Origin of the sequence: Streptococcus sanguinis (assembly GCF_050223295.1) — a bacterium.
GTDB lineage: Bacteria > Bacillota > Bacilli > Lactobacillales > Streptococcaceae > Streptococcus > Streptococcus sanguinis_X.
Map to the genome: position 1 here is coordinate 1,612,659 of NZ_CP071424.1, position 26,625 is coordinate 1,639,283.

Annotated in this window: 29 protein-coding genes; 7 read left to right on the plus strand and 22 right to left on the minus strand. The window is 42.9% G+C overall.

What is annotated here, in order from left to right:
* Positions 1-45: 45 nt before the first annotated feature.
* On the plus strand, positions 46-348 hold the full coding sequence (locus tag J1C77_RS07865; protein ID WP_002894977.1) for a DUF3270 family protein: 303 nt from the start codon (positions 46-48) through the stop codon (positions 346-348).
* A 126-nt stretch (positions 349-474) separates the two neighbouring features.
* On the opposite strand, the gene J1C77_RS07870 is transcribed toward J1C77_RS07865, so the two are convergent.
* The 10 genes from J1C77_RS07870 to J1C77_RS07915 all read right to left on the minus strand — a co-directional run bounded on the left by J1C77_RS07870 (position 475) and on the right by J1C77_RS07915 (position 7,808).
* The gene (locus J1C77_RS07870; RefSeq protein ID WP_002920748.1) at positions 475-954 is read right to left on the minus strand and encodes a YtxH domain-containing protein; all 480 of its coding nucleotides are present in this window, start codon (positions 952-954) and stop codon (positions 475-477) included.
* Positions 955-969: 15 nt separating this feature from the next.
* Positions 970-1,368, minus strand: coding sequence for a DUF948 domain-containing protein (locus tag J1C77_RS07875; protein WP_002894975.1), 399 nt, complete (start codon positions 1,366-1,368; stop codon positions 970-972).
* Between the two features lie 56 nt (positions 1,369-1,424).
* A complete protein-coding gene (gene lgt / locus J1C77_RS07880) occupies positions 1,425-2,210 on the minus strand; it encodes a prolipoprotein diacylglyceryl transferase (RefSeq protein ID WP_002920747.1) in 786 nt (261 codons plus the stop codon).
* Complete coding sequence (gene hprK, locus J1C77_RS07885; protein WP_002894971.1) at positions 2,203-3,138, minus strand: HPr(Ser) kinase/phosphatase; 936 nt, start codon at positions 3,136-3,138, stop codon at positions 2,203-2,205. Before hprK ends, lgt begins: the two co-directional genes overlap by 8 nt.
* 138 nt (positions 3,139-3,276) lie before the next feature.
* A complete protein-coding gene (locus tag J1C77_RS07890; RefSeq protein ID WP_002920746.1) occupies positions 3,277-3,768 on the minus strand; it encodes an NUDIX hydrolase in 492 nt (163 codons plus the stop codon).
* Positions 3,769-3,815: 47 nt separating this feature from the next.
* Positions 3,816-4,265 carry a hypothetical protein gene (locus tag J1C77_RS07895; protein ID WP_002920745.1) on the minus strand — a complete coding sequence of 150 codons (450 nt, stop codon included), beginning with the start codon at positions 4,263-4,265 and terminating at the stop codon, positions 3,816-3,818.
* A 12-nt stretch (positions 4,266-4,277) separates the two neighbouring features.
* Positions 4,278-4,766, minus strand: coding sequence for a hypothetical protein (locus J1C77_RS07900; RefSeq protein ID WP_002920744.1), 489 nt, complete (start codon positions 4,764-4,766; stop codon positions 4,278-4,280).
* A gap of 71 nt (positions 4,767-4,837) precedes the next feature.
* A complete protein-coding gene (locus J1C77_RS07905; protein WP_023916493.1) occupies positions 4,838-5,113 on the minus strand; it encodes a PspC domain-containing protein in 276 nt (91 codons plus the stop codon).
* Positions 5,114-5,251: 138 nt separating this feature from the next.
* Complete coding sequence (locus tag J1C77_RS07910) at positions 5,252-5,689, minus strand: SprT family protein (RefSeq protein WP_002920743.1); 438 nt, start codon at positions 5,687-5,689, stop codon at positions 5,252-5,254.
* Complete coding sequence (locus tag J1C77_RS07915; protein ID WP_002920742.1) at positions 5,676-7,808, minus strand: Tex family protein; 2,133 nt, start codon at positions 7,806-7,808, stop codon at positions 5,676-5,678. Before J1C77_RS07915 ends, J1C77_RS07910 begins: the two co-directional genes overlap by 14 nt.
* Before the next feature lie 178 nt (positions 7,809-7,986).
* Between J1C77_RS07915 and J1C77_RS07920 the strand changes: the two genes are divergently transcribed.
* The 4 genes from J1C77_RS07920 to zwf all read left to right on the plus strand — a co-directional run bounded on the left by J1C77_RS07920 (position 7,987) and on the right by zwf (position 11,476).
* Positions 7,987-8,124, plus strand: a complete 138-nt coding sequence (locus J1C77_RS07920) for an SPJ_0845 family protein (protein ID WP_002897213.1) — start codon at positions 7,987-7,989, stop codon at positions 8,122-8,124.
* Positions 8,121-9,026, plus strand: coding sequence for a permease (locus J1C77_RS07925; RefSeq protein ID WP_002920741.1), 906 nt, complete (start codon positions 8,121-8,123; stop codon positions 9,024-9,026). The genes J1C77_RS07920 and J1C77_RS07925 overlap by 4 nt, the downstream gene beginning before the upstream one ends.
* Positions 9,023-9,841, plus strand: coding sequence for a TIGR03943 family putative permease subunit (locus J1C77_RS07930; protein WP_002920740.1), 819 nt, complete (start codon positions 9,023-9,025; stop codon positions 9,839-9,841). Before J1C77_RS07925 ends, J1C77_RS07930 begins: the two co-directional genes overlap by 4 nt.
* 174 nt (positions 9,842-10,015) lie before the next feature.
* Positions 10,016-11,476: a glucose-6-phosphate dehydrogenase gene (zwf, locus tag J1C77_RS07935; RefSeq protein WP_002918699.1), complete on the plus strand. Its 1,461-nt coding sequence runs from the start codon at positions 10,016-10,018 to the stop codon at positions 11,474-11,476.
* Between the two features lie 49 nt (positions 11,477-11,525).
* Here the strand turns inward: zwf and ftsY are convergent, their stop codons facing one another.
* The 12 genes from ftsY to yycF all read right to left on the minus strand — a co-directional run bounded on the left by ftsY (position 11,526) and on the right by yycF (position 24,689).
* Positions 11,526-13,046 (minus strand): signal recognition particle-docking protein FtsY, encoded by a 1,521-nt coding sequence (gene ftsY, locus J1C77_RS07940; RefSeq protein ID WP_002920739.1) that lies wholly within the window; start codon positions 13,044-13,046, stop codon positions 11,526-11,528.
* 3 nt (positions 13,047-13,049) lie between these two features.
* The gene (locus J1C77_RS07945) at positions 13,050-13,868 is read right to left on the minus strand and encodes a Cof-type HAD-IIB family hydrolase (RefSeq protein WP_002920738.1); all 819 of its coding nucleotides are present in this window, start codon (positions 13,866-13,868) and stop codon (positions 13,050-13,052) included.
* Positions 13,868-14,662 (minus strand): Cof-type HAD-IIB family hydrolase, encoded by a 795-nt coding sequence (locus tag J1C77_RS07950; RefSeq protein WP_002920737.1) that lies wholly within the window; start codon positions 14,660-14,662, stop codon positions 13,868-13,870. Before J1C77_RS07950 ends, J1C77_RS07945 begins: the two co-directional genes overlap by 1 nt.
* Before the next feature lies 1 nt (position 14,663).
* Positions 14,664-18,200 carry a chromosome segregation protein SMC gene (gene smc, locus J1C77_RS07955; RefSeq protein ID WP_002920736.1) on the minus strand — a complete coding sequence of 1,179 codons (3,537 nt, stop codon included), beginning with the start codon at positions 18,198-18,200 and terminating at the stop codon, positions 14,664-14,666.
* A complete protein-coding gene (rnc, locus tag J1C77_RS07960) occupies positions 18,191-18,889 on the minus strand; it encodes a ribonuclease III (protein WP_002913383.1) in 699 nt (232 codons plus the stop codon). Before rnc ends, smc begins: the two co-directional genes overlap by 10 nt.
* A gap of 121 nt (positions 18,890-19,010) precedes the next feature.
* On the minus strand, positions 19,011-19,370 hold the full coding sequence (locus J1C77_RS07965) for a DUF454 family protein (protein WP_049547911.1): 360 nt from the start codon (positions 19,368-19,370) through the stop codon (positions 19,011-19,013).
* Between the two features lie 103 nt (positions 19,371-19,473).
* Positions 19,474-20,448, minus strand: coding sequence for a hypothetical protein (locus J1C77_RS07970; RefSeq protein ID WP_002920734.1), 975 nt, complete (start codon positions 20,446-20,448; stop codon positions 19,474-19,476).
* 2 nt (positions 20,449-20,450) lie between these two features.
* The gene (locus J1C77_RS07975) at positions 20,451-20,630 is read right to left on the minus strand and encodes a hypothetical protein (protein ID WP_002920733.1); all 180 of its coding nucleotides are present in this window, start codon (positions 20,628-20,630) and stop codon (positions 20,451-20,453) included.
* Positions 20,611-21,549, minus strand: a complete 939-nt coding sequence (locus J1C77_RS07980; RefSeq protein ID WP_002920732.1) for a hypothetical protein — start codon at positions 21,547-21,549, stop codon at positions 20,611-20,613. Before J1C77_RS07980 ends, J1C77_RS07975 begins: the two co-directional genes overlap by 20 nt.
* 286 nt (positions 21,550-21,835) lie before the next feature.
* A complete protein-coding gene (locus tag J1C77_RS07985) occupies positions 21,836-22,636 on the minus strand; it encodes an MBL fold metallo-hydrolase (protein WP_002920731.1) in 801 nt (266 codons plus the stop codon).
* A 9-nt stretch (positions 22,637-22,645) separates the two neighbouring features.
* Complete coding sequence (gene vicK / locus J1C77_RS07990; protein WP_002899938.1) at positions 22,646-23,995, minus strand: cell wall metabolism sensor histidine kinase VicK; 1,350 nt, start codon at positions 23,993-23,995, stop codon at positions 22,646-22,648.
* Complete coding sequence (gene yycF / locus J1C77_RS07995; RefSeq protein WP_002894937.1) at positions 23,988-24,689, minus strand: response regulator YycF; 702 nt, start codon at positions 24,687-24,689, stop codon at positions 23,988-23,990. Before yycF ends, vicK begins: the two co-directional genes overlap by 8 nt.
* Positions 24,690-25,028: 339 nt before the next feature.
* Between yycF and J1C77_RS08000 the strand changes: the two genes are divergently transcribed.
* Together J1C77_RS08000 and J1C77_RS08005 are read left to right on the plus strand one after the other, a co-directional pair.
* On the plus strand, positions 25,029-25,790 hold the full coding sequence (locus J1C77_RS08000) for an amino acid ABC transporter ATP-binding protein (protein WP_002920730.1): 762 nt from the start codon (positions 25,029-25,031) through the stop codon (positions 25,788-25,790).
* Between the two features lie 14 nt (positions 25,791-25,804).
* Positions 25,805-26,617 (plus strand): transporter substrate-binding domain-containing protein, encoded by an 813-nt coding sequence (locus J1C77_RS08005; RefSeq protein WP_002920728.1) that lies wholly within the window; start codon positions 25,805-25,807, stop codon positions 26,615-26,617.
* The last annotated feature ends 8 nt before the right edge of the window (positions 26,618-26,625 follow it).

Genomic DNA, 26,625 nt, shown 5'->3' on the forward strand with positions numbered 1-26,625 from the left:
GCAAAAAAATGGTAGAATTAGAGGGTACTGTAAGGAGAGAGAATTATGCACGTAAGAAAATACCAACAATATGATGACCCAACTGACTACTACTATCAAGAAATTGAATCTGAACAAACACCACTCTATCAAGAATACCTACCTGAAGCAGAAACATCACCAAGATTAAGCGAACTCTTTTTCTTCTTAAATATTGCTGTTTTCTGTGTCTTGACAGTTTTGTTTAGCTTTGTATTTTTGAGTTTAAAAATGAATACATTTATGTCCTTCACTTTGGCCATTGCTTCTAGCCTGATTAGCATTCAATCTTATCGCCTATTCGCAAAGAAACGCCAAACTAGCAAATAAACCAACCTTGTGATTCTACGATTTTAAAATAAAAATATAAGAAAAACCGACGACGCTTTATGTTCTCGGTTCTTTTTTCGTTCTTGCAAACAAAGAAGACTAGCAAAATTGCTAGTCTTCTTTGTTTTATTTTTCTTCTTGACTGTCTGTTTCAACAGCCTTTTCTTCTTGTCCTTCTGTCGCTTCGGCTCCGAAGTCAATGATGATTTCTTCTGAAGGTTCCTCTTCTTCTTCGAAGAACACCGGTTCTTCCTCAGCAAAGCTACTTTCTTCCTTATCAAATTTTTCCTTGATTTCGTTAAACTTATCTTGCGAGTAGTCCACGACTGACTTGGTCGTTTCTTTGACAGATTCGATGACTGTTTCAGTTGTAATCTCGCCTTTCTCAACTTTTTCTTTGGTTTGTTGAATTGCGCTGACAGCTTGATTTGAAAAGTCTTTAGCAGACTGAACGACAGCTTCGTGAATATCATCAGGATTTTCTTGGTATTCCTTAACAAAGTCCCGAACCTTATCTGTCGTTTCCTTTCCTTTCTTACTGGTCAGAAAATAGGCAGCAGCTGCACCTGTAACGGCGCCCAATAACAGTGATGAAAATTTTCCCATAATAGACCTTCTTTCTTATTTTTTAAACAATTTTGAAGCAAAACGCAAAGCAGATAAACCAGCTGTTGTCTTGACAGATCCCTTGCCAACAGACACAGCTTTTTTACTCAGCGTGCGCGCCTGAACGTTTAAATCTGAAACAGACTCAGACAGGTCCGCTACAGCTGTAAACAAAGGATCAATAGTTGCGACTTTTTGATTGATGTCGTCAGTCAAGACATTGACCTTGGCCAGTAAATCATTGGTTTGGTGAAGGGTCACGTTGACATCAGAAGTCAATACCTTGATGGTATTTTCTGTTTCATCTAGCATCTTACCAGCTTTCTCGCCCAGATTTTTGACAGTAATCGTCAAGTAAATCACGAAGATAATGAGGGCAACTGCCAGTAAAGCATAAGCAATTTCAATTATCATATTTCTCTCCTTTCATCGCAGACATCTCTTATAAAAGTCAGCGGATCTATTATTTCTTATTCTTGGTAATAAGGGGCTTTCTTTTTTCTTTGGTAAATGATGATGCCGATTCCGACAAAAATAAGAATCAGCGACAGCCATTGGGAAACACGCAGACCAGCAAACATGAGACTGTCCGTCCGCATTCCCTCAATGATCATCCGACCAAATCCATACCAAATCAGATAGAAGGCGGCGATTTCTCCCTGCCTCAGCAACTTAGGCCGACGACGGAGAACAATAATCAAGATAAAACCAATCAGGTTCCATACAGATTCATAGAGGAAGGTTGGCTGTCTGTAGCTGCCTTCGATATACATATTTTCCCGAATAAAGCTAGGCAGATAGTTCAAACTCTTAACTGCCGCACCATAGGCCTCATGGTTGGCAAAATTTCCCCAGCGACCAATACTCTGGGCAATCATCACACTTGGTGCTGCAATATCCAGAAAATCAACTGGATGAATCAGCCTTCTCCGACAGAAAAAGTAGAGAACGATAGCACCAGCTATCAGCCCACCGTAAATCGCAATACCTGCTATTCCACCATTCCAAAAATCAATGATTTTTATCAGATTCTTACCGTAATAATCCCATTCGAAGGCCACGTAATAAAGCCGGGCACCCACAATGGCTACGGGAAAAGCTACTAGGATAAAATCCAAAATATCATCAGGAATAATCTTCCGACGCGGAGCCTCTTTCATGGCAAGATAAACGGCTAATACTAAGCCTGTGACAATACAGATGGCATACCAGCGAATACTGATAGGACCAAGTTGGATAGCTACTGGATCAATCATGTTTCACCTCATTCCGGCTAATTAAATCGGTGAGGCGCTCTTCAAAGATCTTAGTAGCATCATAGCCCATTTGCTTAGCTCGATAGTTCATCGCTGCAGCCTCAATCACGACTGAGATATTGCGGCCAGTCTTTACAGGAATCCGAATACGTGGAATTCTGACACCGGCAACCTCCAGCTCCTCTGTATCATTACCTAGACGGTCAAAAGTTTTTTGAGTGTCGTAATTCTCCAAATAGACAGCTATCTGAACTTGAGAAGAATCTTTGACTGCACTGGCTCCGTATAAACTCATGACATCGATGATACCAACACCACGAATTTCCAATAGATGTCGCAGGATTTCAGCCGGCTCTCCCCAAAGGGTCACTTCATCCTTAGCATAGATATCTACTCGGTCGTCCGCAACCAAACGATGGCCACGCTTAACCAATTCAAGTCCTGTCTCACTTTTACCAATTCCACTGTCCCCTTGGATGAGAACTCCCATGCCATAGATATCCATCAGAACCCCATGAACACTGGTTCTCTCAGCTAGCCGAGAATCAAGATAACTGGAAATTTCTCCAGACAAGCGGCTAGTAGAGGCTTTGCTTCTAAGAATAGCAACCTGCTTCTCATCAGCCGCATCAATCATTTCTTTAGGAATCTCTAAATTTCGAGCAATGATAACCACCGGCGTCTCAGGCTGGAACATTTTCAGCAGTACTTGATGGCGATTATGAGAACTCATCTTCATCAGATAAGACCACTCTTTCATCCCAATAAGCTGTATTCGCTCGGGTGTATAAAAATCAAAATATCCAGTCATTTCAAGTCCAGGCCGAGAAATATCTGAAGTTTTAATTTCTTTCTCCAGTAAAACTTTATCTCCGTACTCCTGAGACAGACGAGACATTTTTAAGAGGTCTTTGACCTTTACTGACATTGTCTTCTCCCTTCAAATTTGTCTGCTTCTATTATAGCAAATTTTTACCTCAAAAGAATCTTTAAGATTGATTTTAGAACGAAAAAATATTTTGATTTAAATCAACTTTTTAGTAAAAATAGAAAAACAGCCATGGTCTTAGTCAAGCAGGCTGTTAAGAATCTTCTTTTGGTTATTAAAACAAGGATGGTTTTCTACAAAGGCAGGGACCTCTTTCAGGGGTAACCAGACGTGGGCATCTGTTTCGCCTTCCTGATAGCAGACTTGACTCTTATCGCCAGACACAACCACTTCATAGTAGTCGAAATGGCACTGATCATTGACAGAGCACACCTGCTCCAAAAGTCTGATGCTGTCAGGAACCAGGCCTGTTTCTTCTTTTAATTCACGTAGTGCAGCAGTCTGACTATCCTCTCCAGCCAACACACTCCCTCCTGCTCCGAACTCATAGTAGCCAAGATAGAGACTTTTATTGGCTGACCGCCGCATAAAGAGAATATCACCATCCTGATGGCGAACCAAGACATTAACACATAGATGAAACTGTCCTTCAGGAATTTTTTCGCCTCGAACCAGGAGATAAGGGAGTTGATTTCGATTTAAGTCATAGGCATTCCAAACTTCTGTCATATTTCCTCCTTGGATAAGTGCTTAGGTTTTCGTTGAATTTGTAAGGTTCAGTCTATTTCACTCTGATCATTTTCAGTTTGAGACATAGCTCGCTTTTTATAGTTAGAAAGGTTTATTGAATGAGCTATAGAGAATACGATTGTATTTGAAACTAGCATACCAAAAATATAAAATAGGCTGTTAGGAAGGGAGTTTATAATTATTTGGAAACCTCCAACAAAACCATAAATTATGAGAGTTAGAACTGGCAGAAATAAGATAGATACAAGTCTTACTAAAAGCTTTGAGCTTTGCTCCGGGGATAATACTTTCAAGAAAAAGAATAAATTCCACAAGCCAAATGGAAAAGCTAGAATACCTATAAAGAAAACAAACAAGCCAGCATATCCTCCTGCTACCATGCCAGCAGCAAAAATAAGAACTATATGTAGAATTAAACTAATAATCAAATACAGGAAAAATTTCCACAAATACACCGGTAAAGAAAATTGTTTCATAATACTGCCTTTCTAATCTTCAAAATGATCTGATAAATCAAGGGACTCAGCCTTTTCCATTTGTTTAGTTATATGTACCTGCTCACGTGCCTTTTTGATAGAATAGGCTAAGAAATAAATGGAAGTATTAACTAGAAGGCAAATGAATAATATTGGAATCATACTTTTTAAGCTATTGAACCAATTGCTTAGACCATTTTCATGAGAAATATTCAAAAAGAAAACAGAAACTGCAATAAAAAGTGGATGCATGAAAATAGATAGTAGCAAAACACTTTTTTTCAGAGATTGACTAATTGGTGGTGTAAATAGAAAGAAGAAAAAATTCAAAAAGCCATAGCCAAAAATCATCATTCCTAGAAAAGATACTGTCAGACTAGTGCCATAGTTAAACTTAAAGAGAAAAGCCAGAAGACCAAGTCCTCCAAAACTAACGATATATGACAGAATAATATAAAACAAGAACTTGAATGCATACCATTTGATTGAAAATTTTTTCATAAAATCATTCTCTCCTCTTCATCTAGTAAAAAATCGGGAGTGCATCCCGAAATTTTCTATTTTATTAAGAATTACCAAAACCAACCGTCTTTATCGTCTTTGATAGCCTCAGCTTCTTTTCGTTTGCGTGGGCCAGTTCCGTACATTTCTTCTTCTATGTCTTCTTTATAGGGCATAACCATAGCTAGCAGGATATAGATGAGAATTCCCAAGCCGAAATTGACCACAGTAAAGATAATAAAGAGGAAGCGCACCAGGCTCAGATCAAAATCAAATTTATCACATAGACCGGACAAGACACCGGAAATCAGTCGATTCTTTTTCAACTTATAGAATTTCACGTTCATGATAGAGACCTCAATGATCATATTTACTTTATTCTACCATATTTCATGAGAAAACAATCGGGCCAAAGGCTGATTATGGATTAGAATATTCATTCTTTTGAAAAAGAGAGTTCTTCAAGGAACTCTCTCGCTAATCTATCAAGCTTTCTCTGACAAACGGAGCTTGCCCATACAGCGTCCGCAACGGTATTTTTGAAGATTGACTCTACGTCTACGACGGATAAGTGCTCCGCAGCTCAGGCATTCATAGACGAGAAAAGATTGCGAGTCGGACAAGGAAGGAGCGTAGCGCAGACCATCAACTTGCTTGAGCAGTTCTTTAAAATCTCTATCCCCATGGCGGTATCCTTTACCCTGATAATAGAGGTGATAGTGAGACAGCTCATGGCGAACAATTTTTCGGAAGGTCTCCAGCCCAAAAGTTTCATAGATTTTTGGGTTGAAATCCAAATGACCATCTTTAGGAAAGAAGCGTCCCCCTGTAGTGCGGAGACGCTTGTTCCAATAAGCTTGGTGGCGGAATTCCCAGCCAAAATCCTCAAGCGAAACCCGCTTGACATAGTTAGTTAGATTCATTTGGTGCTATCAGAGAGAGGTTGACCTTCTCCCGCTCCACATCCAGTTTATCCACCCAGACTGTGACTAAGTCGCCAACAGATAGGACCTGACTAGGGTGCTTGATATAGTCCGTGCTCAGCTTGGAGATATGAATAAGACCGTCTTCGTGGATACCGATATCCACAAAAGCTCCAAAATCGACAACATTCCGGACGACTCCTTCCAGTTTTTGACCGATGCGCAGGTCCTTGATATCCAAGACATCCTGCCGCAGAACTGGCGCGTCAAAGGAATCACGCAAATCTCGGCCAGGCTTGAGCAAATCAGCAATAATATCTTTGAGGGTTGCTTCTCCCAAGCCTAGCTCTGCAGCCAAACTAGCAGTCTGAACAGCTTTTAACTTAGCTTGGGCAGCTTCATCCAAACTGCTGATTTCCAGACGCTTAAAGAGCTCCTCCACAGCCTTATAAGACTCTGGGTGAACGCCTGTATTGTCTAGTAGGTTATCACTTTCAGGAATACGCAGGAAGCCGGCCGCCTGTTCAAAAGCCTTTGCACCCAGACGCGGAACTTTCTTGATGGCCTCGCGAGACCGAATCAAGCCTTCCGTTTCCCGGTACTTAACAATATTTTCTGAAATAGTCTTATTGAGACCAGCTACATGAGCCAGCAGGGCAGGACTAGCGGTGTTGATATTAACTCCGACCTGGTTGACCACGGTATCAACGACAAAGTCCAGACTTTCAGACAGCTTTTTCTGGCTGACATCATGCTGGTACTGGCCAACCCCGATAGACTTAGGATCAATCTTAACCAGCTCAGCCAAAGGATCCTGCAATCGGCGGGCAATGGAAATAGCTGAACGCTTTTCAACCGTCAAATCTGGAAACTCATGACGAGCCAGTTCACTAGCAGAGTATACAGATGCTCCGCTTTCATTGACGATGACATAGCTGACATTCGGATGAGATTTCAAAACTTCCGCTACAAAGGCTTCGCTTTCTCGGCTGGCAGTTCCGTTTCCGATGGCAATGATTTCCACGCCAAACTGCTCAATCAGATCTGACAACTCTTTCTTAGAAGCTTCAATCTGAGCTGACTTTGCTGGTGGAACGGGATAGATGACATGGGTCGTCAGCATCTTGCCTGTCGCATCAACAACAGCCAGCTTAGCCCCTGTTCGAAAGGCTGGGTCAAAGCCCAGTACTACGCGACCTTTGAGAGGAGCAATCAGAAGGAGATGACGGAGATTTTCTGAGAAGAGCTGAATCGCACCATCCTCAGCAACTTCAGTCAGCTCGGTCCGAATACGGCGCTCCATGGCTGGAATGATTTTCTTTTTAACCGCTTGCTGAACAGCTTCAATAATATAGGCGTTTTTCACCTTGAAACGTACTTCAAAGAAACGCAGAATTTTCTCAAGATTGTGCTCAAAACCAACCTTGAGAATACCTAGCTTCTCACCACGATTAAGGGCCAGTGTCCGGTAGCCCTGCATGGTCGCTACTTTTTCGGAAAAATCATAATAAATCTGGAAGACCTGCTTTTCATCCAAATCACCATCTTTGAGACTGGACACGATAAGAGAATTGGTCTGCATCTCATGGTAGGTCCAAGCCCGTAACTTGGTGTCTTCAGAAATTGCTTCAGTCAGAATATCCACTGCTCCTGCTAGAGCAGCTTCTGCTGTCGGAAAGGCTCCACTAGTAAGTTTCTCAGCTTCTTCCTGCAGATTAGCCGCATCTTGTAGGATGAAGCGGGCCAAAGGAAAGAGACCTGCTTCACGGGCAACAGTAGCCTTGGTACGGCGCTTCTCCTTGTAGGGCAGGTAAAGTTCTTCCACATCAGCCAGCTTCTCAGCAGCTTCAATCTCAGAGCGAAGAGCATCCGTTAGTTTGCCCTGCTCCTCAATCTTAGCTAAGACCGTCGCTTTACGCTCTGCCAAGGTAGTCATGCTCTTATCTAAGTCAATGATTTCCTTAATCTCTACCTCATCCAGATTTCCTGTCATTTCCTTACGGTAACGAGCAATAAAAGGAATCGTATTTCCTTCAGCGGTCAGATCTAGGACCTGTGATACTTGGCTTTCTTTAAGGCCCAATTTCTGGGCAATTTTTTCAATATTTATATTTTCCATAACAATCCTATTATATCACAAGTGCTTTGAAAGATAGGCAGTTTTAGAACTATTTAGTACTATTTGTACAAAAAAATTTAGGGTAGATTAACGACAAAGAACCTCTTATGTTTCAAAATTTCATTTTTTGATAATTGGTAGTATAATAGAATTATTATTTTAGAAATGAGGTGCCTTTATGGCTGTTAAATTTACTAGATCAGATGATTTGGACAAGATGTTCGAGGAGTTTGCGACCCTGCCCAAGATGGAAAAGGTAGAGTTCCCTGAGGAAGACAAGAAAAAATCTAAAAATGAGAAGGATAAGAAAGAATGAGCTTCTTCTCTCAGCTACCGGCCAGTGTCCTGCAAGCTGGTGCCATCTTTCTCTCTATTATCATTGAAGCCCTGCCTTTTGTCTTGATTGGAAGTATCATTTCTGGCTTTATCGAGGTGTATGTCACGCCAGACAAGGTTTATCGTTTCCTACCCAAGAACAAATGGGCTCGGATTTTCTTTGGAAGCTTGGTTGGTTTTGTCTTCCCCTCTTGCGAGTGCGGAATTGTTCCCATTATAAATCGGTTTCTTGAAAAGAAAGTTCCCAGTTACACGGCTGTGCCTTTTCTGGTAACGGCTCCAGTCATCAACCCCATCGTGCTCTTTGCGACCTACTCAGCCTTTGGTAATTCCTTCCGAATGGCTCTGCTTCGTGCTTTAGGTTCTATGGTCGTGGCTGTTCTTTTAGGGATTTTTCTGGGCTTCTTTGCAGACAGCAATATTCAAAAAGAAAATCGCAAGGCTGTTCATGAGCATGATTTTTCACATCTCAGTAAGGGACAAAAGCTTTTTCAGGTCTTTGTTCAGGCCATTGACGAATTTTTCGATACAGGCCGCTATCTGGTCTTTGGCTGTCTCTTCGCCAGCCTAGTCCAGGTCTATGTGCCAACCAGAATCTTGACCTCCATCAGCTCAACACCAGCTGTTGCTATTCTTCTGCTCATGCTGCTGTCCTTCCTGCTCTCACTTTGCAGCGAAGCTGATGCTTTCATCGGAAGCTCTTTGATTGCTAGCTTCGGCTTATCGCCAGTCTTAGCTTTCTTGGTCATTGGGCCTATGCTAGATGTCAAGAATCTGCTAATGATGAAAAACTACTTTAAGACACGCTTTATCTGGCAATTTATCAGCCTGGTTACCGTCGTCGTCTTTCTTTACTCTTGGCTTGTGGGGGTGGTGCTATGATTCGATTTCTAATCTTAGTCGGCTACTTTGAGATTACCATGTATCTGCAGCTGACGGGCAAGCTTAATCAATATATCAATCTCCACTATTCCTATCTGGCCTATCTATCCATGATTCTATCCTTTATCTTGGCAGTTGTGCAGCTCATCATCTGGATGAAAAAGATGGAGGTCCACAGTCATTTAAGCACTCGCTGGGCCAAGTTAGGCAGCGTGCTACTCCTTGTCATTCCGCTTTTTGTAGGAATTTTCTTTCCAACTGTTACCTTGGATTCGACAACAGTTTCGGCTAAAGGATTTCATTTCCCGCTGGCTGAGGGAACTTCAACTGCTATTCAGCAGGACGAAGGAACTACCAGTCAATACCTGAAGCCGGACACTAGCACCTACTTTACCAAAGGGGCTTACGAAAAAGAAATGCGGGCAGCTGCCAAGAAATATGTCAAGCAAGATACCATTCAGGTCACAACTGAGAACTACATGGAAATCATGGAGGTCATCTATGATTATCCCGACGAGTTTGTAGGGAAGACGCTGGAGTTCACCGGATTTGTCTACAATGATCCCAGCGATCAGAAGAGCCAATTTCTCTTTCGTTTCGGTATTATCCATTGTATCGCCGACTCAGGTGTCTATGGCCTCTTGACGACTGGAAATACCCAGCATTTCGAGAATAATACCTGGATTCATGCCAAGGGAAAAATTACCATGCACTACCATAAAAGTCTGGGACAAAGCCTTCCAACTCTAGAAGTAGAAAGCTTTGATAAGGTAGAAAAACCGGAAAATCCTTACGTTTATCGGGTATTTGAATAAAGAAAACGAGGCTGGCACAATCGTGTCTTAGCCTCATTTTTTATCTTTGAATATGTTTCAAGCAGCGGTCAATTTCTTTCTATTTGTCTCCCTTTTCAGAAACCGAATTTCTGAATACAATCTTTAGAAAAATTGTGATAAAATAGAGACATCATTTAGAAAATAGGTATCAGGATGTCTTCAAAAGTTATTGTAACAATTTTCGGAGCCAGCGGTGACTTGGCCAAAAGAAAACTCTATCCATCCCTCTTCAGGCTCTATAAGTCTGGTAATCTTTCCAAGCATTTTGCAGTCATTGGAACAGCCCGCCGGCCTTGGAGCAAGGAGTATTTTGAGTCTGTCGTTGTCGAAGCAATCGCTGATTTAGCTGACAGCCCCGAGCAAGCCCAAGAGTTTGCCAGTCACTTCTACTATCAAAGTCATGATGTGCAGGATACCGAGCACTACATTGAGCTGCGCAAGCTTCAAAACCGACTCAATGAGCAATACCAAGCCGAGCACAATAAGCTCTTCTTCCTATCCATGGCTCCGCAATTTTTCGGTACCATTGCCAAACATCTCAAGTCTGAAAATATCGTAGATGGCAAAGGATTTGAACGCCTGATTGTCGAAAAACCTTTCGGAACAGACTTGGCAACTGCCAGCCAACTTAACGAAGAACTCTTGGCGGCCTTTGATGAAGAGCAGATTTTCCGTATTGACCATTACCTAGGTAAGGAAATGATTCAGAGCATCTTCGCTATCCGCTTTGCCAATCTTCTCTTTGAAAATATCTGGAATCGTGACTATATTGACAATGTCCAGATTACCTTTGCCGAAAAGCTTGGTGTCGAAGAACGTGGCGGTTACTATGACCAGTCTGGTGCTCTGCGCGATATGGTACAGAATCATACTCTGCAGCTCCTATCACTCTTAGCTATGGACAAGCCGAAAAGCTTCAGCAAAGAGGACATTCGGGCAGAGAAAGTCAAAGTTTTTGAACGCTTGGTACAGCCCGATAAAGATGACTTGAAACGCTTCTTTATCCGCGGTCAGTATAAGTCTGGCACGGTCAAAGGTAAGAAATACATCTCTTACCGGAGTGAACCTAATGTCAATCCTGACTCCATGACTGAAACCTTTGCTTCAGGAGCTTTCTTCGTAAATAGCGAGCGTTTCCGTGATGTTCCATTTTTCTTCCGGACTGGTAAACGCCTCACTGAAAAAGGCACTCTTGTCAATATCGTCTTTAAGCAAATGGAGTCCATCTTTGGCGAGGAATTAGCACCAAATGTTCTGACCATTCACATCCAGCCAACTGAGGGCTTCTCACTCAGCATGAATGGCAAAGAGGTCGGTGAACGCTTCAGCTTAGCTCCTCTCTCTCTGGACTATCGAACAGACGCAACAGCTAGCGGTGCTTCCCCTGATCCTTACGAAAAATTAATCTTTGACGTCCTCAACAATGACTCAACCAACTTCAGCCACTGGGATGAAGTCCGCTCCAGCTGGGAGCTGATCGATCAGATTGAAGAGCTCTGGCGTAGCAACGAAGTGCCTCTTCATGAGTATCCTGTCGGTTCTATGGGACCAGATGCTTCCTTTGAACTCCTTAGAGAATTTGGAGCTGACTGGCAGTGGTCTCCAAACAAATAAGATTTAAAAATTGTTCACAAAAAACCAGTACTCGTACTGGTTTTTTGTTTTATACCAAGCCTTCAAGCAGGCCTTTCATAAAGTTCTCTGAGTTAAACTCACCGATATCATCAATCTTTTCTCCAAAGCCAATCAGCTTCACTGGAATATCTAATTCCTGACGAATGGCTAGCACAACTCCGCCTCGGGCTGTTCCATCGATTTTTGTCAATACAATTCCTGTGACTGGAGTGATTTTAGAAAATTCCTTGGCCTGAACCAGAGCATTCTGACCGGTTGAAGCATCGAGAGCTAGGAAAGTCTCATGCGGTGCTTCTGGATCCACTCGCTTAATAATGCGGCCAATTTTCTCTAGCTCTGCCATGAGGTTGTCCTTATTTTGCAGGCGGCCAGCCGTGTCAATCATAAGAACATCAACCTGCTCTGCCTGAGCACGCTCCATACTGTCATAAACCACGCTAGCAGGATCGCTCTTCTCAGGCCCCGTTACTACTGGAACATCTACGCGCCGACCCCATTCAGCCAACTGAGCCACCGCTCCAGCTCGGAATGTATCTGCTGCTACCAACATGACTTTCTTGCCTTGTTGTTTGTACTTATAGGCTAGTTTACCGATAGAGGTGGTTTTACCAACTCCGTTGACCCCTACAAAGAGCATGACAGTCAGTCCATTTTGGAAATTGATTTTTTCATTAAAGCGGCCATCTTTCTCATAAATGTCCACCAATTTTTCAATAATCAGCTGGCGTAGAGCAGCTGGTTTTTTAGCATTTTCCAGACGAGCTTCATAGCGTAGTTCCTCAGTCAGACTGGAAGCCACTTGAACCCCTACATCACTAGTGATGAGCAGTTCTTCCAAGTCTTCGAAGAACTCTTCATCTACCGAGCGGAAATTAGCAAAGAAGGCATTAAGCCGTGCTCCAAATCCTGTCCGAGTTTTCTTTAGGCTGCGGTCATATTTTTCCTGAGTGGATTCCTCTTGAGGAAGATCAGCAGGCTCTTCTGTAGCGGCTGCTTCTGATTCTTCAGCAACATCAGCTGCTTGAACGACCTGTTCTGATTCTGTTAGTGACTCCTCAGCTGTTTCTGGCTCGAACTCATTATTTGAATCAGTTGCCACCTCGTCATATGAAGCTGCTTCGTGCTCGGTATGAGATGATGCTTCATCCGAAAGATCCGTTTGTTCAACAACTTCTTCTACCGTTTCGTCACTGCTTTCAGGCTGGTGCTCTTCTAAAGTTTCTTCAGTCTGAGTTGCTCCTTGAGCCACTTCTTGATTTTCTGCAATAATTTCTCTTTCATGCTCTGGCTCCTTGCTTTCTTCTTGGATAGCTTGAGATGCTGGCTCTTCAACATCAGCTAAACTATCTTTTGTATCCGAAATTTGGTCATCAAGTTGCTGCTCGTCCTGATAGGACTGAACAGCTTCCGCTTCAAGATTTTCTCCTGCTTCTGGAGCAGGCGCTGTTTCTTCTTCAAGCTCGTCAATGTTTTCCAATGCTTCCTTGACAACTTCTTCGATCGGTGGTTCTTGTTTTTTTCGGCCGAAAAGGCGGTCAAATAATCCCATCGGCTAATCCTCCTTTAGTATATATTCTTCAATAGCCCAAGCCACTGCATCCTCATCATTAGTCATAGGTGTCACCACATTGGCTGCTTCTTTGACGACGGCTACTGCATTCTGCATGGCTACTCCCAGAGCAGCCCACTCAATCATAGACAGATCGTTGGCTTCATCACCACAAGCCATGACCTGACTTCTCTCAATGCCTAAATGGGCAATTAGTTTCTCCAAACCATTAGCCTTATGGACATTTTTAGGGGACCACTCCAGCAGCATTTCTCTAGATTTAAAAATCTCATAGCGCTCAAATAATTCCGGTGAAATTTGCTCAATAGCCGCATCCAGTGGTTCTTGAGCATAAGCAGTGACACATTTATTGTAAGTCTGCTGGCTGGATAAGTCGCTGAAATCAACAGGCTCAAAGGTCAGAGCAGGATTGAACTGAGCATAAAGCGAATCTTGATCGGATTGAATCTGATAGACAAGTCCTTCGCAGATAGCATCAAGCGGGATATGGAGCTTGTCCGCCTCCTCATAAATCCGGGCTACATCATCATAAGAAAAGACTGTTTTATCGAGGATTTCTCCAGTGTTGCGCTGAACAAGACCACCATTAAAAGTAATGGTGTACTCATCCTCTCGACCGTCTGTTCCCAGCTCATGCAGGAAAAAGTCCATGGCCTTAAGGGGACGACCAGTAGTCAGAACTACCTTAACTCCCTTGGCCTGAGCTGCTTTTAGAGCTGCTAGATTGCGCTCAGAAATCTTCTTGTCTGAAGTCAGGAGAGTTCCATCCAAGTCCAGAGCAATCAGTTTTATATCTGACATTATAATCCCTCCATGTAAGTGATAACCGACTGAGCATCATGGTGACCGATGACTTCCTTGGCGACTTCTAAAATCTCAGGGCGAGCATTTTCAGTCGCGATCGGATAGCCAGCCACCTGCATCATGTGCAAATCATTGAGATTATCACCAAAAACCATGACTTGAGAAAGATCTATGTCTAGCTTCTTGGCCAACTCGACAATGGCAACCCCCTTATCCACATGGTCCAGAACGATGTCAATGGACTTGAAGCCAGTTGTCATGGCCTTGACTCCATCGATATTCTCATTGACCCAGGCTTCACCAGCTGCGACTTGGTCCTCAGCAAAATTGGTCGTAAACTTGAAAATATCGTCGTCGATATCAGCCAAGCTAGCTACTTTTTGAATATTTTCATTATAATGAGCACTGAAAGAAAGATAGGTCGGATCCACAGTCTCCAAGACATAGCAGGCACGTTTGCCCGTTAGAAGCAGCTCATTGACATTGACATAGGGAGATTCCTGCAGCTTGTCAAAAACATTGAGATAAAAATCCCGAGGCATGGTCGCTTCATAGAGATCCTCGCCGTGAAATTCCACTAAACTGCCGTTTTCAGCAATAAAAATAATCTCATTGCGCACTTCCTCAAACAGCTTTTCCAGCGACAAGATGCCGCGCCCGCTGGCTACAGCAAAGTAGATACCTTTTTCTTTGAAGCGAGCCAAAACTTGCTTGAGGCGGTCCATATCAAACTGACCTTTACTGTCTAAAAAGGTGCCATCCATATCCGTTGCTACTAATTTTATACTCATGTTACATACTTTCTAAATCTTTTAACTTGACCGAGACAATCTTAGAAACGCCAGATTCCTGCATGGTAACTCCGTAAATAGAGTCTGCAGCTGACATGGTTCCCTTACGGTGAGTGACCACGATGAACTGGCTGTCCTTGTCAAAGCGATTGAGATAATCCCCAAAGCGTTTAACATTAGCCTCGTCCAGTGCTGCTTCGACCTCGTCCAAGATAACAAAAGGAATGGTCTTAACGCGGATGATAGAGAAGAGCAGAGCCAAAGCTGACAAGGCCTTCTCGCCACCGCTCATCAGATTGAGCGACTGGATCTTCTTGCCCGGTGGCTGTACGGAGATTTCTACACCTGCCGTCAGCAAGTCTCCCTCCGTCAATATCAGGTCTGCCGAACCACCGCCAAACATCTGACGGAAAGTCACCTTGAAGCTTTCACGAATGGCTTCAAAGGTTGATTTAAAGCGTTCCTTGACTTCGTCATTCATCTCTTCAATCGTTTCTAAGAGCAGATTTTTGGCTGATAGAACATCGTCTCGTTGCTCGTTGAGGAAGCTCAAACGGTTGCTGACTTCTTCAAACTGCTCAACTGCTTCCAGATTGACCGGACCTAAAGCTCGAATGGCTTTTTCCAAATCCTTCACCTGGCTTTCAGCAGCTGGCAAACTTTCTAACGGACGAGCCTGGCTGCTTGCTTCTTCGAAACTTATCTGATAGTCATCTGTCAGATTGCTTGCCAGACGGCGCATGACATCCATGAGCTTATCCTTTTCTGCCTCTGCCTTGGCCTGCCGACGAATCAATTCTTCATTTTGATGGCGGGCTTGCTCCAAACGACTGGCAATATCGTCAGACTGACCTTCCAGATCTTCAAGCTCAAATTTCAGGCGAATCAGTCTTTGATCCAGCTCAATCTTTTCTTGCTTGGCGGTCTCCAATTGCTCTTCCAGAATCGTAATATCCACCTTCTGCAGGCTGGACTGTTCCTTTTGCTCCATCAAGAGTTCCAAGGTCGCCTGCTCTTTTTCAAGGCTGGCTTTTTCCTCGGACAGACGTTCCAAATCATTCTTTTCAAAGCGTTGGTTGGAGGTCAGCTCTGTTCGCTGAAGTTTGAGTTCAGCAAGGCGAGAGGAAAGCTTGTCGAAACGAGCCTGAACTGCATCTTTGTTTGACTTAACCTGCTCTATTTCTGCAGTGATGTCTGCTTTTTCTTGCTCAATCTCAGTCAAGCGGGTCTGCAGTCGGTCTTTCTCTTCTGAAATATCCAAAGCAGATTGACCAGCCAACTCCTGCTCCTGTAGATTTTTCAGACTTGTGAGCTCTTCTACACGCTTAGCCAACTGTTCATAGGCTAGATTAGCCTTTTGCTCAGCCAAGCGAGCCTGCTCACCGTCTGTCTTGATTTGTTCCAATACCTGCTTAGCCTGACTTAGCTGGTTTTGCAGAATTTGCACTGCTTCTTCCTGCTCTTTCAAGCTGATATTTTTCTGCTTAATCTCCTCAAGCAAAGCATCTAGCTCCGGCTTGATAAAGATGGTATTGTTATTGCGGTTGGCACCACCAGCATAAGAACCGCCAGTCCTAAGCTCTGTTCCATCCAGAGTCACCATGCGAACCTGATAGCGCACTTGGCGAGCTGCTGCTCGGGCATGCTCCACTGTATCAAAAATAGCGGTCGTTCCCAGCAGATTTTGAAAAATGCTGTCTAATGAAGATTCATAGCTGACCAAGGAAGAAGCCAGTCCCAGAAAACCAGCACTTTTTTCAATCGTAGCACGGTTATGGTCAGGCAGCTGACGCGGCTTGATGGTTGTTAAAGGCAGGAAGGTTGCCCGGCCAGCCCGATTTTTCTTCAGAAATTCGATAGCCCGAGTCGCTGCCGCCTCATCTTCCACGATTATATTCTGACTGCTGGCTCCCAACGCAATTTCCAGCGCTGTCTGATAGTGGGGATCGAAGCCGAGCTTTTCGCTAACTGCTCCAACAATGCCACCCAGTCGACCCGCTTCCTGTAGCACACTCTTAACCCCAGCATAGAAGTTACTGTGATTTTTGAGAATGGCTTCTAAACTATTAGAACGTGCCTGCTTGTTTTTGAGGTCATCCAAAAGCTCAAACATCTTAGTCTGCTGATGCTTATAGTCAGCCTCTAGCTTCTCTACCAACTGGATCTGACTCTGGTAGTCAGCCAGTAGGCCCTTGAGGGCTTGGCGAGCAATTTCCAACTCCTCCAAACCAGCCTGCTCCTGAGTCTGACTAGCTTCCAAATCTCCTTGCAATTTAGCATAGTCTGCCTTCTTGCTCTCAGCCAATTTAAGCTCGCTAGCCAGCTGGCTCTCCAGAGAAGTCAAGTCATTAGAAAGATTTGCCTCTTCCTGCATGAGCTTGACATACTGCTCACGCAGATGTTCAATCAGCTGGTCTGGATCATCTGAAAAGTCTTCTAATTCTGCTTCCAAAGCAGCGATAGACTCCTCATTGTCAGCCAGTTTGGCAGCTATTTTACTCAATTCAGCCTGCTTGTCTTCTATGTTGCTTTCTATCTGAGCCAGTTTTTCTGACAAAGCAGCCAAACGCTCTTCATTTTCCCGACGGCTCGTCGCTGCCTGGCTGGACTCCAACTTAGAAAGATCAATCTGACGCTCCAAATCACTGATTAAGCGGGTCAATTCCAGCAAACTAGCTTGATCATCAGACAAAGTTTGATTGAGCTCATGGCGCTTGGCCTTCAAGGTTTGGTTTTCAACTTCCAGTTCATCGCGCTTGCTATAGTAGGCTGCCAGCTCCTGCTGGATATTCCTTAAATCTTCTTCAGCCTGAGTCAGTCTTTCCTTGTTAGCTGTCAGCTGAGCGACCAAAACATCCAAGTAAAGCTCTCGGCGCTGGCCATCCAGACTCAAGAAGCGCTTAGCAGTTTCAGCCTGCTTCTCCAAGGGCTTGACCTGGCTCTCCAGCTCGTAGATAATGTCTTCCAGTCGATCCAGATTATCCTGAGTTTGACTAAGCTTGTTTTCCGTTTCTTTACGACGTGTCTTATACTTAAGCACTCCAGCAGCTTCTTCAAAGATTGCCCGACGTTCCTCTGGCTTGCTGTTGAAGATTTCCTCGACCTTCCCCTGGGAAATGATGGAGAAGGAATCTCGTCCCAGCCCAGTATCCATGAAGAGATCGTGGACATCGCGCAGACGGACTTTTTTGCCGTCAATCTTATACTCACTGTCACCGCTGCGGTAAATGTGACGCTCCACTCGAATCTCATTGGCAGCATCCTTGATAAATTGGTCACTGTTGTCCAGAACCACTACCACGGATGCGTAATTAAGTGGCTTGCGGGTTTCTGTTCCCGCAAAAATCACATCGGGCATCTTGCCGCCCCGCAGACTTTTCACACTGGACTCTCCCAAGGCCCAGCGCAGGCTCTCTGTAATATTGGACTTGCCGGAACCGTTTGGCCCAACAACCGCAGTCACTCCCTGATCAAAGACAACTTTAGTCTTATCAGCAAATGACTTGAAGCCCTGAATTTCAATTTCCTTTAAAAACATGAAGAACTTTCCTTTTCAAATGCGTTTTTAGCAGCTTCCTGCTCGGCCAGCTTTTTAGAACGCCCCTGGCCTTGACCGGACTTGCGGCCATTGATGAGAACGGCCACCTCGAAATTTTTGGCATGAGCCGGTCCTGTCTCGGAGACAACCTGATAGGCAATTTCCACATCACCATTAATCTGCAGCAACTCTTGCAGCTTGGTCTTATAGTCCGTCACTCGCTCAAAATCTCCCGCTTCCACCTTGGGAATCATGACTTGATAGAGAAAGCTTTTGACTGCTTCCACACCCTTATCTAAGAGCAAGGCGCCTAAAAAGGCTTCGAATAAATCACCTAAAATCGTATCACGATTACGGCCGCCAGACTTCTCCTCTCCGCGTCCCAGCTTGATAAAATGATCAAACTGACAATCACGGGCAAAGCCTGCCAGGCTCTCCTCCCGAACAATCATGGAACGCAGCTTGGACAAGTCGCCCTCTGGTCTCTTAGGGTACTTGGTATAAAGATACTCCGAAATAATCAGTTGCAGAACAGCGTCTCCTAAAAATTCCAAGCGTTCATTGTGTGAAATTTTTAAGAGGCGGTGCTCATTGGCATAGCTCGTATGGGTAAAAGCTGTTTCCAACAAGGTCTCATCAGAGAAAACCAAGTCAAACTGCTCCAGCAATGCTTTTTTCAAATTTTCCATTACTATTTTACATCATGCTGACTTCAGTCAGATAAGCAGCATGATACCTTTTCCTTTCCAAAGATATACAGTCTCTATTATAACAAAAAACAGGCGCAAACGCACCTGCTGACAGTGATTTCTATTCCTTATCTGGAATTACTTTAAACAAATAATAGGTGATAAAAACGGTCAGACCCAACAGTCCAATCTTAACCCAAATAATAGGCGCTAGAAAAATGGAAATCCCCATCAAGATATAGATGGAAACGATGATCTTTTTTTTACGCTCCTTGGCAATCGTTCCCGTCTCTCGAAAATCTGCCACATAGATCTGGTACATCTTTGTATGATAGAGCCAATTCTCAAAGCGCTTGGAACTGCGTGAAAAGCAGGCAATGGACAAGAGAAGAAATGGTGTCGTCGGCAGGAGAGGCAGAAAAATCCCCAAAACTCCTAACCCTAAAGATAAGAGACCTACCACAAAGTAAATTGGTCGCATACAAGCTCCTTTCTGATATTTAAGAATCACTTAAATTCATTCTCTAACTAAGAAAAGCTCAAACTAATGATTTTTAATATTTAAAACGGGTATAGATGAATTTTTAATTGTTCTTCTGCTCATTTTCATTCTCCATGTCTTTTTTTCGCTGCTCTTGAATTTTAGATACTTCTTTTTGCCACTCCATGTAGTCTTTGTAGGTATCTAATATCTTATTCTCGTTATAATCTTCACTCGTAACAATATCAACTGTTTTTTCACCTACTGGAGTAAACCAATGGCGTAGGATTTGGTATTCTTCTTCTGCAGTAACCAATCCTTGACGAAATCCAATAGAACTTATTTGTGAATCATCTTCCATATGCTGTATAATTTCTGGATACTCTCGACTTAAATTAATCTCCTCCGACAACTTACTACCAGAATTCAAAGTCAGTCGATCTCTATCCAGCGAAGCGCCTCTTTCTTTGAGAATATCATAAAAATTTGTCCCATCAATCAAATCTCCCAATCTATATTGATAGCGTGATTCTAAATGGTGCAAGATGGGATTCTCATCTTCTATCTTATATGTTTCTAAATTTAATAAGACAAATGTGGGACTATCTCCCTTCCACTTACGGAGCTCCAAAATTTGATAATCTTGACCATCTTGGTAAATAACGCTTCCTAAGGCCCCTAAATAGTAAGAGGAATCATATTTTTTTACCAAAGCATACAAATCCACCTTATGAGCGCTTGGTTTCTTCTGCTCAATATCATAGATGTATATATTCCAATACCAACCTTCTGATGGTCTCTCCGAAGAACTGGCTCTATCAAATCTCCGCGCATCTGTCACTAAGTAGCGCTGCCCAAGGCTTCCATTTGGAAATATATCCCCATCTGATGATTGAATCAAAACAAACTGATTTTTATCACCGAAAGTTTCAATATTTTCTATTTTTGGCTTCTTAATTTCTCCATATTCAACTTTTGGTACTTTCCTATTGAACGCTATGTAACAATAGATAAAAACACCTATCAATGCAAGCCCTAAAGCTATAATTGTAATTAAGATATATTTATTTCGAAACATTCTCAGAACCTCCCTCGGACGATACGATTGAAATCATCCTGCATATCTTTCCTAAGAGTTTCTGCTGACTCGTCTTGCACAATCGCACCCACTTGAGCTTGGCCAAATCCTGATGAAATATAATCATGCAAAGTTGCCTCTACTGACCGAATCTGATCCATTTTAATTGTTCTTCTGCTCATTTTTATTCCATGCTCCCCATTCTTGAAATTCATCATAGGTATTTAACACCTTTGTTTCGCCCGTATAACTATTGGTACCTATTACTTCCAGTTTGTCCTGCCCAACTGGCGCAAACCAGTGTCGCAAAGTCTGATATTCATCTTCGGCACTAACCAATCCTTGACGGAAACCAATGTAGCTATCTATTGATGTATCCCGTATTTTTCTTACAATCTTCGAATATTCTTGGCTTAAATTGATATCCTCTGATAATGTGTTATCGGAGATTGAAGCTAAAAAATCCCTATCCAGTAATGCTCCTTTATCTATTAGAAGATTATAGAAATTTGTTCCCGCAACTAAATCTCCCAATCTATATTGATAGCGTGATTTTAAATTTTGCAAGATAGGATTCTCATCTTCTATCTTATGTGTTTCTAAATTCAATAAGACAAATGTGGGACTATCTCCTTTCCACTTACGGAGCTCCAAAATTTGATAATCTTGACCATTTTGGTAAATAACGCTTCCTAAAGCTCCTAAATAGTATGAGGAATCATATTTTTTTACCAAAGCATACAAATCGACCTTCTGAGCGTTTGGTTTCTTCTGCTCAACATCATAGATATATACATTCCAATACCAACCTTCTGATGGTCTCTCCGAAGAACTGGCTCTATCAAATCTCCGCGCATCTGTCACGAAGTAGCGCTGTCCGAGGCCTCCATTCGGAAATATATCCCCATCTGATGACTGAATCAAAACAAACTTATCTTCCTCACCGAAGGTCTCTATATAATCAATTTCTGGCCTCTTAAAGACTTCATACTCAATCTCAGGTGTACGCTTATTGAAAACTGTGAAACAAAAGATAAAAACACCTATCAATACAAATCCTAAAGTCATTATGGTAATTAAGATATATTTTTTTCGAAACATTCTCAGAACCTCCCTTGGGCAATGCGATTAAAATCAGCTTCTCGCATAAAAACTCACTACAACTATTTTTGTATTAACTTATTATATCACACAGTCCTTTAAAGTAGAGAAAAAGAGACTGGGACAAAAGTGTCTCAGTCTAGCTTTACTATGTTCAAAAGGTCTTGATTCGCTATCTGATTACTCAACATCAAGTGGCTGTTGAGGTTGCAAACCCTAATTGCGAAATAACTTACTTTCGATTTTGTCCATCTTTTCACTTCAAAAGTTCCTTTGATGAAAGTTTTTAAATACTCGTCAAAGGCGTTGCGGTATCAGGTGAGGTATCATAGACCTGAAAATCGTGACCGACTGCCATATCGGCTTGAGCCAGTTGATTGACCATGGTCATGTGAGCCAATTCCTTGATATTATTTTCCTTACTGAGATGTCCCAGATAGATTCGTTTGGTGCGATTGCCCAGAGTCCGAATCATGGTCTCCGCTCCGTCTTCATTGGACAGGTGACCCATATCCGACAGAATCCGTTGCTTGAGACTCCATGGGTAGGCACCGCTGCGGAGAATTTCAATATCATGGTTGCTCTCAATCAGGTAAGCATCGGCATTTTCGATAATTCCAGCCATCCGGTCACTGACATAGCCCGTATCCGTCAGCATGACAAAGCTTTTGTCATCCTTCATAAAGCGGTAAAATTGTGGACAGGCTGCATCATGACTAACACCAAAGCTCTCCACATCCAAGTCTCCAAAGGTCTTGGTCTTGCCCAATTCAAAGATATGCTTTTGACTAGCATCCAGCTTGCCCAAGTCCTTTTCCATAGCCTTCCAAGTGGCCTCATTAGCATAAATATCCAGATGATACTTGCGGGCCAACACTCCAACGCCATGAATGTGGTCCTTGTGCTCATGAGTCACTAAAATGGCATCCAAATTCTCAGGCTTGCGGCCAATTTCGCCCAGCAAGCTCGTAATTTTCTTGCCTGATAAGCCAGCGTCAACCAAAATCCGCTTTTGGTCTGTTTCCAGATAGAAACAATTACCGCTTGATCCTGACGCCAGAATACTGTATTGAAATCCTTTAGTCATGTTTACTTTCTATATATCATCTTCATTATCCCAGTCGTCATCCCGGACGCCATCATTCTCATAAGGCAAGACAATGGTAAAGGTCGAGCCCACACCATACTCACTCTTAGCCCAGATAAAGCCCTGATGCTGCTTGATAATTTCCTTAGCAATGGCCAACCCCAGACCCGTTCCGCCCTGTGCGCGGCTGCGTGCCTTGTCCACTCGATAAAAGCGATCAAAAATCTTAGGCAAGTCCTGCTTGGGAATTCCTAGTCCTTCGTCTGCAATAGAGAGAATCAACTGCTCATCAGTTGTCTTGATGGAAACAGTAATGGTTCCACCATCCGGCGAATACTTGATAGCATTGTTCATGATATTATCAATCACCTGGGTCAGCTTATCTGTATCAATCTCTACCCAAATCGGTGTTATCGGATAATCACGGATAATCTCATATTTCTTAGTTTCGTCTTGATTTTTTATCTTATCAAAGCGATTGAGGATAAAGGTGATAAAGGCTGTGAAATTTGTCAGCTCCACTTCCAGATGACTGGTCTCATTGTCAATGCGGGACAAGCTAAGCAAGTCCGTCACCATCCGCATCATGCGGTTGGTTTCATTGAGCGATACCTTGACAAAGTCCGGTGCTACTGGCTCAGACAAGGCTCCCTCATCCAATGCTTCCAGATAGGACTTGACACTGGTCAGCGGAGTCCGCAATTCATGGCTAACGTTAGAGACAAAGAGGCGACGCTCCCGCTCTTCCTTGTCCTGCTCTGTCGTATCATGCAAGACAGCTACCAAACCAGAAATAAAGCCCGACTCCCGCCTTACCAAGGCAAAGCGAACCCGCAAGCTCAAGTACTCACCATTTTCATCCTGAGAATCAATCGTCAGCTCAGGAACATTGGTAATCAAGTCGCGCAAATCATACTCGTCTGAAATCGAAAGCAGATCCAAAATACTCATATTTTGGACCTCATCTCTCTTAACTCCCAACTGCTTGGTTGCCATATCGTTGATAGTGATAATCTGCCCCCGGCGGTTGGTCGCAAGCACGCCATCTGTCATATAGGACAGGATACTGGAAAGGCGTTTTGTTTCTTGCTCAAGGTTTTCATGTGTCAGTCGAATGACCTCTGAAAGATCATTGATACTGTTGGTCATATCTGTGATTTCCGGACTTCCCTGCATGTCCAGCACTTCAGAATAGTCCCCTGCAATCAAATCTTTAACCTTTTGATTAAGCTGTACAAGCTTTTGGTTATCACGGCGATTTTCCAATAAAAGCAAGGCAACAACTACAATGAAACCAATAATAATGATTGCAAAGACGAAATCCGCAGAAATCACAAATTGTTTAATTGCTTCAATCATTATTTCTCATATAGTAGCCAACCCCGCGGCGAGTCAAGATATACTCAGGTCGGCTTGGCGTATCTTCAATCTTTTCACGCAGGCGGCGAATGGTCACATCTACTGTACGGACATCGCCAAAATAGTCATAGCCCCATACCGTTTCCAGTAAATGCTCACGTGTCATCACTTGGCCAATATGTGTCGCCAAATGGTGAAGAAGTTCAAACTCGCGGTGGGTCAGCTCCAGCTCCTTGCCATGCTTCTTAGCAACAAAAGCATCTGGCAAAATCTGCAGTTCTCCAATGGTCAACTCGTTCGGGCCACTTTCTTCTACTTGGTTTTCCACAACAAGGTCTGCCCGACGAAGAAGTGCCTTGACACGCGCCTGCAGCTCACGATTTGAGAAAGGCTTAGTCACATAGTCATCTGCACCGATTTCAAGGCCGATAACCTTGTCAAACTCACTGTCCTTAGCAGACAATACAATAATCGGCACATTACTAGTCTTGCGAATAGTCCTAGCAACTTCCAGTCCGTCCACTTCTGGCAGCATCAAGTCCAGAATCAAGATGTCTGGCTGTTCTGCCTCAAACATTTCCAAGGCTTCCTTACCATCAAAAGCAGTCAAAACCTCATAGCCTTCCTTGGCCATATTAAACTTAATAATATCTGAGATTGGCTTCTCATCATCTACAACTAATATTTTCTTCATATGTTCACCTTAACATAAGATTGGGATTGAATCAACTCCATGATAAAAAAGTTGTGACATAGTCAGCTAAGTCGTCCTGCATCAAAACGTGCAAAAGGCAATCTAGTTTGCCTAGCTAGACTCCCAATCCAATTTTATTTATTTATATAGTCATATTATACCAAAGTTTTCTTAAAAAACACTAATTCAAGCCATTTTTATTCCACATTTGTAGAAAATGGACGATTCTCATCCAAAAAAATTTCTCCTGAATAAAAATAGTCATTTTTATTCAATTTGACAGTTTATTTATTCTATGGTAAAATCTATGTCATATTATCTAACACAAAGGAGAAAGATATGGCTTTAGTTGAATTTAAAAATGTCGAAAAGTATTACGGAGACTACCATGCTCTGCGCAATATCAATCTCAGTTTTGAAAAAGGGCAAGTGGTTGTACTGTTGGGTCCATCCGGTTCAGGAAAATCTACTCTTATCCGTACAATCAACGCTTTAGAAGGCATTGATCAGGGGAGCTTGATCGTCAATGGCCACGAGGTCACGAACACTGCTGCCAAAGATTTGGTCAACTTACGCAAAGAAGTCGGAATGGTCTTTCAACATTTTAATCTTTACCCCCACAAAACGGTGTTAGAAAATGTTACCTTGGCACCTATTAAAGTTCTAGGAATGGATAAACAAGAAGCTAAAAAAATCGCTCAAAAATATCTAGAATTTGTCAACATGTGGGACAAGAAAGACTCTTATCCAGGCATGCTGTCCGGTGGACAAAAGCAAAGGATTGCCATTGCCCGAGGTTTAGCCATGCATCCTGAGCTCCTGCTCTTTGATGAACCAACTTCTGCCCTAGACCCTGAAACAATCGGGGATGTTCTGGCTGTTATGCAAAAATTAGCCAAAGACGGCATGAACATGATTGTGGTTACACACGAAATGGGCTTTGCTCGTGAGGTAGCTGACCGTATTATCTTCATGGCAGACGGTGAAGTGCTGGTGGATACTACTGATGTTGATGCTTTCTTTGACAATCCTACCGAGCCTCGCGCTAAGCAGTTTCTCAGTAAAATTATCAACCACGAGAGTGATAACGTGCTTTCTTAAAAAGGAGAAGACCTATGAAACTTAAAAAAATAATCATCAGCCTACTCTTACTCCTTCTGACTCTAGGCTTGATTCATGTGGCTCCTGCACAAGCCGATTCCACTACCAGCCAACAGGTCAAGGCTATCCAGAAACGCGGAGTCCTCAATGTCGGTGTTAAGCAGGATGTACCTAACTTTGGTTACCTCAATCCTGATAGTAATTCCTACAGCGGTCTAGAAATCGATATTGCAAAGAAAATTGCCAAGGAACTAGGCGTCAAAATCAACTACGTCCCAGTTACCGCACAAACACGCGGGCCCCTTCTGGACAATGGGCAAGTTGACATGGTTATTGCGACCTTTACCATCACAGATGAGCGTAAGGAAATCTATAATTTTACAACCCCTTACTACACAGATGCTTCTGGTTTTCTAGTTAATAAATCCAGCAAAATTACTGACGTCAAGGACTTGAATAACAAGACTATTGGCGTCGTCCAAGGCTCTATTACTCAAACCTTGCTGGAAGAAATCGCCCAAGAGAAAAAGCTCAACTTCAAATATGTGGAGTTAGGCTCCTATCCTGAACTTGCTGTTTCCTTGCGGGCTCACCGTATTGATGCCATTTCTGTTGACAAGTCCATCCTGACCGGCTATGTAAGCTCCAAGTCAAACATTCTGGATTACAGCTTCAAAAAAGCTGATTATGGTGTGGTAACAAAAAAATCCAATACTCAATTGAATGACTATGTAGATGGCCTAATCTCTAAATGGAAGGAAGACGGCAGTCTGCAGAAAATTTATGACAAATATGATTTAAAACCATCTGCTTCAACAGATGATTAGAAAGGAGA

Excerpts from the sequence above, each read along its gene's own strand:
- J1C77_RS07865 (WP_002894977.1), top strand. The coding sequence starts at position 46 with ATGCACGTAAGAAAATACCAACAATATGATGACCCAACTGACTACTAC.
- J1C77_RS07870 (WP_002920748.1), bottom strand. The coding sequence starts at position 954 with ATGGGAAAATTTTCATCACTGTTATTGGGCGCCGTTACAGGTGCAGCT.
- J1C77_RS07875 (WP_002894975.1), bottom strand. The coding sequence starts at position 1,368 with ATGATAATTGAAATTGCTTATGCTTTACTGGCAGTTGCCCTCATTATC.
- lgt (WP_002920747.1), bottom strand. The coding sequence starts at position 2,210 with ATGATTGATCCAGTAGCTATCCAACTTGGTCCTATCAGTATTCGCTGG.
- hprK (WP_002894971.1), bottom strand. The coding sequence starts at position 3,138 with ATGTCAGTAAAGGTCAAAGACCTCTTAAAAATGTCTCGTCTGTCTCAG.
- J1C77_RS07890 (WP_002920746.1), bottom strand. The coding sequence starts at position 3,768 with ATGACAGAAGTTTGGAATGCCTATGACTTAAATCGAAATCAACTCCCT.
- J1C77_RS07895 (WP_002920745.1), bottom strand. The coding sequence starts at position 4,265 with ATGAAACAATTTTCTTTACCGGTGTATTTGTGGAAATTTTTCCTGTAT.
- J1C77_RS07900 (WP_002920744.1), bottom strand. The coding sequence starts at position 4,766 with ATGAAAAAATTTTCAATCAAATGGTATGCATTCAAGTTCTTGTTTTAT.
- J1C77_RS07905 (WP_023916493.1), bottom strand. The coding sequence starts at position 5,113 with ATGAACGTGAAATTCTATAAGTTGAAAAAGAATCGACTGATTTCCGGT.
- J1C77_RS07910 (WP_002920743.1), bottom strand. The coding sequence starts at position 5,689 with ATGAATCTAACTAACTATGTCAAGCGGGTTTCGCTTGAGGATTTTGGC.
- J1C77_RS07915 (WP_002920742.1), bottom strand. The coding sequence starts at position 7,808 with ATGGAAAATATAAATATTGAAAAAATTGCCCAGAAATTGGGCCTTAAA.
- J1C77_RS07920 (WP_002897213.1), top strand. The coding sequence starts at position 7,987 with ATGGCTGTTAAATTTACTAGATCAGATGATTTGGACAAGATGTTCGAG.
- J1C77_RS07925 (WP_002920741.1), top strand. The coding sequence starts at position 8,121 with ATGAGCTTCTTCTCTCAGCTACCGGCCAGTGTCCTGCAAGCTGGTGCC.
- J1C77_RS07930 (WP_002920740.1), top strand. The coding sequence starts at position 9,023 with ATGATTCGATTTCTAATCTTAGTCGGCTACTTTGAGATTACCATGTAT.
- zwf (WP_002918699.1), top strand. The coding sequence starts at position 10,016 with ATGTCTTCAAAAGTTATTGTAACAATTTTCGGAGCCAGCGGTGACTTG.
- ftsY (WP_002920739.1), bottom strand. The coding sequence starts at position 13,046 with ATGGGATTATTTGACCGCCTTTTCGGCCGAAAAAAACAAGAACCACCG.
- J1C77_RS07945 (WP_002920738.1), bottom strand. The coding sequence starts at position 13,868 with ATGTCAGATATAAAACTGATTGCTCTGGACTTGGATGGAACTCTCCTG.
- J1C77_RS07950 (WP_002920737.1), bottom strand. The coding sequence starts at position 14,662 with ATGAGTATAAAATTAGTAGCAACGGATATGGATGGCACCTTTTTAGAC.
- smc (WP_002920736.1), bottom strand. The coding sequence starts at position 18,200 with ATGTTTTTAAAGGAAATTGAAATTCAGGGCTTCAAGTCATTTGCTGAT.
- rnc (WP_002913383.1), bottom strand. The coding sequence starts at position 18,889 with ATGGAAAATTTGAAAAAAGCATTGCTGGAGCAGTTTGACTTGGTTTTC.
- J1C77_RS07965 (WP_049547911.1), bottom strand. The coding sequence starts at position 19,370 with ATGCGACCAATTTACTTTGTGGTAGGTCTCTTATCTTTAGGGTTAGGA.
- J1C77_RS07970 (WP_002920734.1), bottom strand. The coding sequence starts at position 20,448 with ATGTTTCGAAATAAATATATCTTAATTACAATTATAGCTTTAGGGCTT.
- J1C77_RS07975 (WP_002920733.1), bottom strand. The coding sequence starts at position 20,630 with ATGAGCAGAAGAACAATTAAAATGGATCAGATTCGGTCAGTAGAGGCA.
- J1C77_RS07980 (WP_002920732.1), bottom strand. The coding sequence starts at position 21,549 with ATGTTTCGAAAAAAATATATCTTAATTACCATAATGACTTTAGGATTT.
- J1C77_RS07985 (WP_002920731.1), bottom strand. The coding sequence starts at position 22,636 with ATGACTAAAGGATTTCAATACAGTATTCTGGCGTCAGGATCAAGCGGT.
- vicK (WP_002899938.1), bottom strand. The coding sequence starts at position 23,995 with ATGATTGAAGCAATTAAACAATTTGTGATTTCTGCGGATTTCGTCTTT.
- yycF (WP_002894937.1), bottom strand. The coding sequence starts at position 24,689 with ATGAAGAAAATATTAGTTGTAGATGATGAGAAGCCAATCTCAGATATT.
- J1C77_RS08000 (WP_002920730.1), top strand. The coding sequence starts at position 25,029 with ATGGCTTTAGTTGAATTTAAAAATGTCGAAAAGTATTACGGAGACTAC.
- J1C77_RS08005 (WP_002920728.1), top strand. The coding sequence starts at position 25,805 with ATGAAACTTAAAAAAATAATCATCAGCCTACTCTTACTCCTTCTGACT.